A 10,734-nucleotide genomic window follows, 5' to 3' on the forward strand; every position below is an offset into this window, starting at 1 on the left:
CCCTACAGCTCGAACTCGGTGTCGATGATGTCGAGCAGCCGGTCCAGCGGAACCGTCTGCAGATCGTGCTCGGAGTCCGCCCCCGCGGTCGAGACGGCCGAACCGCGCAGGCCGACCAGCATCCGTTCCAGCCGTGCCGCGATCGGTCCGGCGACCTCCGCGTCGCGGGTCAGCGCCGCCAGTCCCGCCTCCAGGCGGGCCAGCTCCTGCTCGAACGAGACCGGCGCGGCCGCCGAGGGCAGCTCGGCCGCCAGGTAGCCGGCCACCGCCCCGGCGGTCGGGTAGTCGAATACCAGCGTGGCGGGCAGGCGCAGCCCGGCGGCCGAGCCGAGCCGGTTGCGCAGCTCGACGGCGGCCAGGGAGTCGAACCCCAGGTCGGTGAACGGCCGGTCGGGGTCGATGGCGTCCCGGCCGCTGTGCCCGAGCACCGCGGCGATCTCGGCGCGGACCAGATCGGACAGCAGCCGGTCGCGCTGTTCGGCGTCCAGCCCGGCGAGCCGCTGCGACAGCGGCATGGCCGGGGCGGCGGACGCCTGGGCGCGGGCGCGTACCAGGCCGCGCAGCACCCGGGGCAGGCCGCCGCCGAGGGCCCGCAGCGCGGCGGTGTCGAAGCGCACCGGCGCGAGCAGGCTCTCGTCGTGGACCATCGCGGCGTCGAACAGGGCCATGCCCTCGTCCTCGCTCATCGGCACCACCCCGCCGCGGGCGACCCGCCTGCGGTCGGCCTCGTCGAGCTGGGCGATCATGCCGCCTTCCTGCGCCCACAGGCCCCAGGCCAGGGAGATTCCGGGCAGCCCGGCGGCGCGGCGCTGGGCGGCGAGCGCGTTGAGGAACGCGTTGCCCGCCGCATAGTTGGCCTGCCCCGGCGGCCCCAGCAGGCCGGACACCGACGAGTAGAGGACGAACGCGGCCAGTTCCCGGTCCCGGGTCAGCTCGTGCAGGTGCCAAGCGGCGTCGGTCTTGGGCCGCAGCACGCCGTCGACCTGCTCGGGCGTCATCGCGGTGAGCATGCTGTCGTCGAGCACGCCCGCGGTGTGCAGGACGGCAGTCAGCGGCCGGTCCGCCGGCACGGCCGCGACGAGCCGCGCGACCTGGTCGCGGTCGGCCACGTCGCAGGCCGTGATCTCCACCTCGGCTCCCTGGCGGGTGAGCTCGTCGCGCAGCTCGTCGGCCCCGGGCGCGGCCGGGCCGCGCCTGCTGACCAGCAGCAGCCGCCGCACCCCGTGCCGGGCGACCAGGTGCCGGGCGAGCAGCGCGCCCAGGCCGCCGGTCGCGCCGGTGACCAGGACGGTGCCCGCCGGGTCCCAGCCGAGCGCGGACGGTTCGCGGCGCGGGGCCGCGGCCAGGCGCGGGGTGAGGACCCTGCCTTCGCGTACGGCGAGGTCGGTCTCGCCGGAGCCGAGCGCGACCGGCAGCGCGGCCAGTGAGCGCGCGTCCCTGTCGACGTCGACGACGGCGAAACGGCCGGGGTTCTCGGTCGCGGCCGACAGCAGCAGGCCACGCGCGGCGGCGTACGGCAGGTCGGTCGCGGCCTCGTCGCCCGCCGCGACCGACCTGCGGGTGAGCAGGACCAGGCGGGAGTCCGTGAAACGGGGTTCGCGCAGCCAGCGCTGCGCCAGGTCGAGCACCTCTTGGGCAGCCGCGCGGGCCTGCTCGGCGACGTCGCCCGACGGGTCAGCCGCCACGGGCACGAGCACCTGCGGGGGCATCTGATTGCCGGATTCGGTCAGTTCGGACAGTCCGCCGTAGCGGGTGCCCGGCAGTGCCGCGGCGTACTCCTCGTCGCCGAGCACCGCCCAGTCCGCGGCGGTCTGCGCTGCGGGCACGTCGGTCCAGTCAACGCGGTAGAGCGCGTCGTGCGGGGCGGCGGCGAGCGCGTCGGCGGGGATCGGGCGGGACAGCATCGACTCGACCGAGACCACGGGGGTGCCGTACTCGTCGGTGAGGTCCAGGCGCACCGTGTCGAGTCCCGCCTCGGCGCTCTGCCGGGTCAGGCGGCCGCGCAGGGCGGTCACGCCCGGCCGGTGCAGGGTCACGCCGTTCCAGGAGAACGGCAGGCCGGGCGTGGTCGACTCGGCGGTCACCCCGGGCAGCAGGGCGTGCAGGGCCGCGTCGAGCAGGGCCGGGTGCACCATGCACCGGCCCGCCGCGGCCCGCTGCGCCTCGGGGAGTTCGACCTCGACGTACAGCTCGCGGTCGCGCTGCCAGACCCGGCGCATGCCCTGGAACGCCGGACCGTAGCGGTAGCCCTGCCCGGCCAGGTCGTCGTATACGCCGGTGACGTCCAGCTCGGTGACCTCCGGTGGCGGCCACGCCGTGCCGGCCGCCTCGGGCACCGCGGGGGTCTCCGTGAGTACCCCGGCGGCATGCTGCGACCACGCCGCGTCCGGGTCGCCGTCCGGCCGCGAGTGGATCTCGACGGTACGCCGTCCCTTGTCGTCGCGCTCGGACACGGTGACCTGCACCCGTACCCCGCCGCCCGCCGGCAGCGCCAGCGGCGCGACGAGGGTCAGCTCCTCGATACGCGGGCAGCCCGCCTCCCGCGCGGCCCGCAGCGCCAGCTCGACGAACGCCGTGCCCGGCAGCAGCACGGCGCCCATCACCGCGTGGTCGTTCAGCCACGGCTGGGTGGCGGGCGACAGCCTTCCCGTGAGCACCAGACCACCGCCGGCCAGCTCGACGGTCGCGCCGAGCAGCGGGTGGTCGGCGTCGCCGACACCGATCGCCGCCGCGTCGCCCGCACCCGGCGGCACGGTGAGCCAGTAGCTCTCGTGCTGGAACGCGTACGTCGGCAGCGGCACCCGCCGCCCCTGGCCACGCAGCACGGCGACCCAGTCGACGGCCGCCGCGCCGCGCACGAAGACCTCACCCAGCGCGGCCAGCAGGCTGTGCTCCTCCGCCCGATCCCGCCGCAGCATAGGCACCGCCACAGCGTCGGTGACGGAGTCGGCGGCCATTGCGGTCAGCACCGCGTCCGGCCCGACCTCCAGCAGCGTGGACACACCCTGCCGCTCCAGCTCGACCACCGCGTCCGCGAACAGCACCGGACGCCGCACGTGCTCCACCCAGTAACCCGGCCGGGACAGCTCATCGGCACCCACCAGCCCGCCGGTCACCGAGGACACGAACGGCACCGTCGGAGCCTCGAACCGCAACCCCGACACGACCTGCTCGAACTCGGCCAGCATCGGTTCCATCAATGGTGAGTGGAACGCATGGCTGACCGACAGCCTGCGCCCGTTCACGCCCAACGCGGCCACGACCGCGTCCACGGCCTGCTCGTCACCCGAGATCACCACCGACGACGGACCGTTGACCGCCGCGATGCCCACCGACGATGCCAGGTCATCGCCAGACGCGATGCCCACCTGGCCCGCGCGCGGGTCGGCCAACCCGGCCAACGCAGCCGTGACCTGCTCATGCGAAGCCCGGACCGCCACCATCGACCCACCCGACGGCAGTGCCTGCATCAACCGGCCCCGCGCCGCGACCAACGTCGCCGCGTCCACCAGCGACAACACCCCGGCCACATGCGCAGCCGCGATCTCACCGATCGAATGCCCCGCCACAAGATCGGGCGTCACACCCAGCGACGCCGCCAAGCGGAACAGCGCCACCTCGACCGCGAACAGCGCGGGCTGCGTCAACCCCGTCTGCTCCAGACCGTCCCCGGACGCGATCGCGTCCCACAACGACCGGCCCAGCAACGGGTCAAGGACCGCGCACACCTCGTCGAACGCCGCCGCATACACCGGGAACGCCTCATAAAGGCCGAGTCCCATGCCCGCCCGCTGCGCACCCTGACCCGTGAACAGCAGCGCCAGCGCGCCCCCGCCCACCGCACCACCGGCGGTGCCGTCCGCGACCGCCCGCAGACCGGACAGCAACTCGTCACGATCCCCGCCGACGACCACCGCACGGTGCTCGAACACCGTCCGGGAGGTCAGCGTGCGTGCCACGGCAGCGGGTTCGTGGTCCCCCACCGCCGTGAGCAGGCGGGCCGCCTGATCGCGAAGCGCCGTGGCGGTCCGGCCGGAAACAACCCACGGCACCGTTTCGCGCGCCGGCAGGATCTCGGACGACGGGGACGCGGCAGGCGACTTCACCGTCCGGAAGTCGGGGGTGGACGGCTGCGGTGGCGCGGCGGGCTGTTCCAGGATCACGTGGGCGTTGGTGCCGCTCACGCCGAACGACGACACCGCCGCCCGGCGGGGCGCAGCCGAATCAGGCCACGGCCGGGCGGCGCGCAGCAGCTCCACGGTGCCGCCGGACCAGTCGATGTGCGGCGACGCCTCGTCGACGTGCAGCGTCTGCGGCAGCACCCCGTGCCGCATTGCCATGATCATCTTGATGACACCGGCCGCCCCCGCCGCGTGCTGGGTGTGGCCGAGGTTCGACTTCACCGAGCCGAGCAGCAGCGGCCGGCCGGCGGGCCGTTCCCGCCCGTACGTGGCCAGGATCGCCTCGGCCTCGATCGGGTCGCCGAGCCGGGTGCCGGTGCCGTGCGCCTCGACGGCGTCCACGTCGGCCGGGGACAGCCCCGCCGAGGCGAGCGCCTGCCGGATCACGCGCTGCTGCGACGGGCCGTTCGGGGCCATCAGCCCGTTGGACGCCCCGTCCTGGTTGACCGCGGAACCGCGCAGCACGGCGAGGATCTCGTGACCGCGGGCGCGGGCGTCGGACTCGCGTTCGAGCAGCAGCATCGCCACGCCCTCGGCCCAGCCGGTGCCGTCGGCGGCGGCCGAGAACGCCTTGCAGCGCCCGTCCGGGGCCAGCCCGCGCTGGCGGCTGAACTCGACGAACAGCGTCGGCGTCGACATCACCAGCGCGCCGCCGGCCAGCGCCATGTCACATTCGCCGTTGCGCAGCGCCTGCGCGGCCAGGTGCATCGCCACCAGCGACGACGAGCAGGCCGTGTCCAGGGTGATCGCGGGACCGGTCAGGCCCAGGTGGTACGCGATCCGCCCGGAGGCGATGCTGTTCGCGCTGCCGGACAGCAGCTGGCCCTCGAACCCGGGCACGCGGGCCAGGATCGTGGCGTGGTCCTGGCTGCTGACGCCGACGAACACGCCGGTCTGCCCGCCCCGGGCCGCCTGCGGGTCGACCCCGGCGCTCTCGAAGCTCTCCCACGCCGTCTCCAGCAGCAGCCGTTGCTGCGGATCCATGCTCAGCGCCTCGCGCGGCGAGATCCCGAACAGGCCCGCGTCGAACCGGTCGATGCCGCTGACGAAACCGCCCTGCCGGGTGTAGCTCTTGCCGGCCGCGTCCGGGTCGGGGTCGTAGACGCCCGCCACATCCCAGCCGCGGTCGGCGGGGAAGTCGCCCACCGCGTCCCCGCCGCGCGCGACGAGATCCCACAGCTGCTCCGGGCTTTCGACCCCGCCGGGCAGGCGGCAGGCCATGCCCGTGATGACGATGGGGTCGTCGTCGGCCACGGCCGTCACCGCGACCGGTGCCGCCGTCGCGGCCGCGCCGCCCAGCTCGGTGTCCAGCAGGGTCGCGATGGCCTGCGGCGACGGGTAGTCGAAGATCAGCGCGGCGGGCAGCCGCAGCCCGGTGACCGCGTTGAGCTGGTTGCGCAGCTCGACGGCGGTCAGCGAGTCGAAGCCGACGTCCTTGAACGCCCTTGCGGCGTCGACGGTGTCGGCGCCGGCGTGCCCGAGCACCGCGGCGACCTGGCCGCGTACCAGATCAAGCAGGACCTTGGCCCGGTCGGCGGCGGACAGGCCCGCCAGCCGCTCACGCAGCCCGACCGAACCGCCCTGCCCGCGACCGGCGGCCGCGCGGCGCGGAGCGCGGCGCACCAGGCCGGTCAGCAGCGCGGGCAGGTCGTTCATGGCGCGCAGCGCGGACAGTTCCAGGCGCATCGGCAGCACCGCCGCGTGGCCCTCGGCGAGCACCGTGTCGAACAGGCGCAACCCCTCCTCCTCGCGCAGCGGCGACATGCCGGCGCGGGCGATACGGGCGAGGTCGTTGCCGGACAGTTCCGCGGTGATGCCGCCGTCCTGGGCCCACAGGCCCCAGCCGATCGAGGCCGCGGGCAGCCCGGCGGCGCGGCGGCGCAGCGCCAGCGCGTCCAGGAAGGCGTTGGCGGCCGCGTAGTTGGCCTGGCCAGGCCCGCCGAACACGCCCGCCGACGAGGAGTAGACGACGAACTGGTCCAGCTCGGCGTCCCGGGTGAGGTCGTGCAGGTGCCACGCGCCGTCGACCTTCGGCCGCAGCACCCGGTCGAGCTGCTCTGCGGTCATCCCCGCGGCGACGGCGTCGTCGAGCACGCCCGCGGTGTGCACGACAGCCCGCAGCGGGACCGCCGGGTCGATACCGGCCAGCAGCTCCGCGAGGGCGTCGCGGTCCGCGCTGTCGCACGCCGCGACGGTGACCTGAGCACCGAGCCCGATCAGGTCGGCGCGTAGCTGCTCCGCGCCGGGCGCGTCGAGACCCCGGCGGCTGGTCAGCAGCAGGCGGCGTACCCCGTGCGCGGTGACCAGGTGCCGGGCCAGCAGCGCGCCGAGCCCGCCGGTCGCCCCGGTGATCAGGACCGTGCCGTCGGCAGGCCAGGTTGCGGACGGTGCCGCCGGTGCGGACTCGACCCGGGCGAGCCGGCCGGCGAGCGCCTGCCCGTCGCGGAGGACGAGCTGCGGTTCGCCGGTGGCCAGGGCCGCACCGAGGTCGCCGTCGCCGTCCACCAGCACGAACCGGCCCGGGTTCTCGGTCTGCGCGGTGCGCAGCAGGCCCCACGCGGCGGCCAGGGCCAGGTCCGGCGTCTGGCCGACCGCGCCCCGAGTGTGCACCACGAGCCGCGAATCCGCGTACCGGTCGTCGTCGAGCCAGCGCTGCACCAGGTCGAGCGCCTGCCGGGCGGCCTCGCGCACACGGTCCGGCTCCGGCCCGTCCGCAGGGGCCGCCAGCTCGGTCAGCACGATGGCGGGCACCGAACCCGTGGCGGGCAGGTCCGCGAGTCCGGTCCACTCGGCTCGGGTCGCTTCGGCTGCCCGCAGCGGCACCCAGTCCAGCCGGTAGAGGTGGTCGTGGAAGGTCCGGCCCGCGCCGCGCAGCGCGTCGGCCGACACCTGCCGGGACAGCAGCGAGTCCACCGTGGCCACCGGTGCGCCGGTCTCGTCGAAGGCGTCCAGGGCCACCGTGTCCGGGCCGGACAGGGCCAGCCGGACCCGCAGCGCCGCCGCGCCGCCCCGGTGCACGGTCACGCCGGACCAGGAGAACGGCAGCCCGCCGGGCAGGTCGTCGCCGGCCACCCCGCGCAGCAGCGGGTGCAGCGCCGCGTCCAGCAGCGCCGGGTGCAGCACGAACCGGGCCGCGTCGGGGCGTACCGCTTCGGGCAGTGCGACCTCGGCGTAGATCGTGGCGCCGTCGCGGTAGACGTGGCGCAGCCCCTGGAAGGCGGGGCCGTAGCCGTGGCCCTGCGTCACCAGGCGCTCGTAGAGGCCGTCGACCGGGACCTCCCGGGCCCCCACGGGCGGCCACACGCCCAGGCCGGCGGGGTTCGCCGGAGCCGACGGTCCGAGCAGGCCTTCGGCGTGGCGGGTCCAGGGCTGGTCCTCGTCGGCGCGGGAGTGGATCGTCAGCTCGCGCTGCCCGTCCGGATCGGCCGCACCCACCACCACCTGCAACTGCACCGGGTCGGTTCCGGCCAGCACGAGCGGCGTGGCCAGTGTCAGCTCCGCGACGTGATGGCAGCCGACCTGGTCGCCGGCGCGCGTGGCGAGTTCCAGCAGGGCCGTGCCGGGAACCAGCACGGTGTCCAGGATGGCGTGGTCCGCCAGCCACGGGTGGGTCTGCGTGGAGACGCGGCCGGTCAGCACGACCGTGTCGCCCTCGGCCAGTTCGACGGTCGCGCCGAGCAGCGGGTGGCGGGCCGCGCCGAGACCGGCTGCGGCGACGTCGCCGCTGCCCGCCGGGGGCAGCAGCCAGTACCGCTCGTGCTGGAAGGCGTAGGTCGGCAGGTCGACGGGTTGCGCGCCGGTGCTCTCGTAGGCGGCGGCGAGCGCGACCGGCACACCACGCGCGAGCAGACGGCCCAGCCCGGCCCACAGTGCCTGGGGCTCGGGCAGGTCGCGGCGCAGCAGCGGCACCGCGACGGCGTCGGTGACGGAGTCTGCTGCCATCGCGGTCAGCACCGCGTCCGGCCCGACCTCCAGCAACGTGGCCGCACCCTGCCGCTCCAGCTCGACCACCGCATCCGCGAACAGCACCGGACGCCGCACGTGGTCGACCCAGTAACCCGGCTGGGACAACTCGTCGGCACCCACCAGACCACCGGTCACCGTCGACACGAACGCGATCTTCGGCGGCTCGAACCGCAGCCCCGACACGATCTGCTCGAACTCTTCGAGCATCGGCTCCATCAACGGCGAGTGGAACGCGTGGCTGACCGACAGCCTGCGCCCGCTCACGCCCAAGGCTGCGACGACCGCGTCCACAGCCTGCTCGTCACCAGAGATCACCACCGATGCGGGGCCGTTCACCGCCGCGATGCCGACCGCCGACACCGGAACGTCGCCGGTAGAGCTGCCCACCTGGCCCGCGTGCTGCTCGGCCAGCTCGGCCAGCGCCGCGGTGACCCGCTCGCGCGAAGCGCGCACGGCCACCATCGACCCACCGGCAGGCAGTGCCTGCATCAACCGGCCCCGCGCGGCGACCAGCGTCGCCGCATCCGCCAGCGACAGCACCCCTGCCACATGCGCAGCGGCGATCTCACCGATCGAGTGCCCCGCCACGAAGCCAGGCGTCACGCCCAACGACTCCACGAGCCGGAACAGCGCCACCTCCACCGCGAACAGCGCAGGCTGCGTCAGACCGGTCTGCTCCAACCCGTCCCCGGACGCGATCGCGTCCCGCAACGACCGGCCCAGCAGCGAATCCAGGACCGCACACACCTCGTCGAACGCCGCCGCATACACCGCAAACGCCTCGTAGAGGCCCGAGCCCATGCCCATACGCTGCGCACCCTGACCCGTGAACAGCAGGCCCAATCGGCCCGGTGTCACCACGTCCTGTACGACGTCGGGTGAGGGCGTACCCGCTGCCAGCGCGGACAGGCCCGACAGCAGGGTGTCGCGATCGGGTCCGGTCACCACGGCCCGGTGGTCGAACCGTGCCCTGGCCGTGGCCAGCGTGAAGCCGACATCCTGCGCGTCGAGACCGGACACGGCCGCGTGCAGCCGTTCGGCCTGCTCTCGCAGCGCCTGCGGGTTACGGGCGCTCAGCAACCACGGCACGACCGGCATCGCCACCCGCACGGCCGGGACTGGAACGTCCACGGTGGACCCGTCGCCGGACGGCCCGGCAGGGTCGACCGGCGCGGCGACCTCGGCAACCGCTGCCTCGGCGGCCGGGGCCTCCTCGATGATCACGTGGGCGTTGGTCCCGCTGATGCCGAACGAGGACACCCCGGCCCGGCGCGGTGTCTCCGCGCGCGGCCAAGGCCGCTGGTCGGTCAGCAGCTCGACCGCGCCCGACGACCAGTCCACGTGCGGTGACGGCGCGTCCACGTGCAGCGTGCGCGGCAGAGCCTCGTGCGACAGCGCCTGCACCATCTTGATCACACCGGCGACACCCGCGGCCGCCTGGGTGTGCCCCAGGTTCGACTTGATCGAACCGAGCCGCAGCGGCCGGTCCGCGGGCCGGTCCTGCCCATACGTCGCCAGCAGCGCCTCGGCCTCGATCGGGTCGCCCAGGGTGGTGCCGGTGCCGTGCGCCTCGACCACGTCCACGTCGGCCGGGTCCAGCCGGGCGTTGACCAGCGCCTGCCGGATCACCCGCCGCTGCGACGGCCCGTTGGGCGCGGTGAGCCCGTTGGACGCCCCGTCCTGGTTGACCGCCGAGCCGCGCAGCAGCGCGAGCACGCGGTGGCCGTTGCGCCGGGCGTCGGACAGCCGCTCCAGCAGCAGCATGCCCGCGCCCTCCGACCAGCCCACCCCGTCGGCCGCGGCGGCGAACGACTTCGACCGCCCGTCCGGGGCCAGCCCGCGCTGGCGGCTGAACTCGACGAACGTGCCCGGCATCGACATCACCGTGACGCCGCCGGCCAGCGCCAGGGTGCAGTCACCCGAGCGCAGCGCCCGCGCCGCCAGGTGCATCGCCACCAGTGACGACGAGCACGCGGTGTCGACGGTGACGGCCGGGCCGACCAGGCCCAGGTTGTACGCGACCCGGCCGGACGCGACGCTGCCCGCGCTGCCGGTGAGCAGGTATCCCTCGAACCCTTCCGGAATGTCGTGCAGCAGCCGTACGCCGTAGTCGGCGTACATCACCCCGGCGAACACGCCGACCGGGGTCTCCTGCGCGGCGGCCGGGTCGATGCCGGCCCGCTCGAACGCCTCCCACGAGATCTCCAGTAGCAGCCGCTGCTGCGGGTCCACACCGAGCGCCTCCCGCGGCGACATGCCGAAGAACTCGGCGTCGAACGCATCGGCGTCGTGCAGGAAGCCGCCCTCCCGGGAGTAGCTCTTGCCGGTCGCCTCCGGGTCCGGGTCGTACAGGTCCGCGGGCCAGCCCCGGTTCGCCGGGAACTCCGACACCGCGTCGACGCCGTCGGCGACGAGCCGCCACAGGTCCTCGGGCGTGCGCACCCCGCCCGGGTACCGGCAGGCCATGCCGATGATCGCGATGGGCTCGGTGTCCTGCGACTCCAGCTCCTGCAGCCGCCGACGGGTCTGGTACAGCTCCGCCGTGACCTTCTTGAAGTATCCGAGCAGTTTCTCGTCCGCCATTGTC

The 10,734-nt window shown here is 74.7% G+C and carries 1 protein-coding gene; it reads right to left on the bottom strand.

All coding sequences use genetic code 11. The annotated features are described in order from the left end of the window. Positions 1-2: 2 nt before the first annotated feature. A complete protein-coding gene (locus AB0B66_RS11310; protein ID WP_360526626.1) occupies positions 3-10,730 on the bottom strand; it encodes a type I polyketide synthase in 10,728 nt (3,575 codons plus the stop codon). Positions 10,731-10,734 lie beyond the last annotated feature (4 nt).

It is taken from the genome of Catellatospora sp. NPDC049111, from assembly GCF_040648615.1.
Classification (GTDB): domain Bacteria; phylum Actinomycetota; class Actinomycetes; order Mycobacteriales; family Micromonosporaceae; genus Catellatospora; species Catellatospora aurea.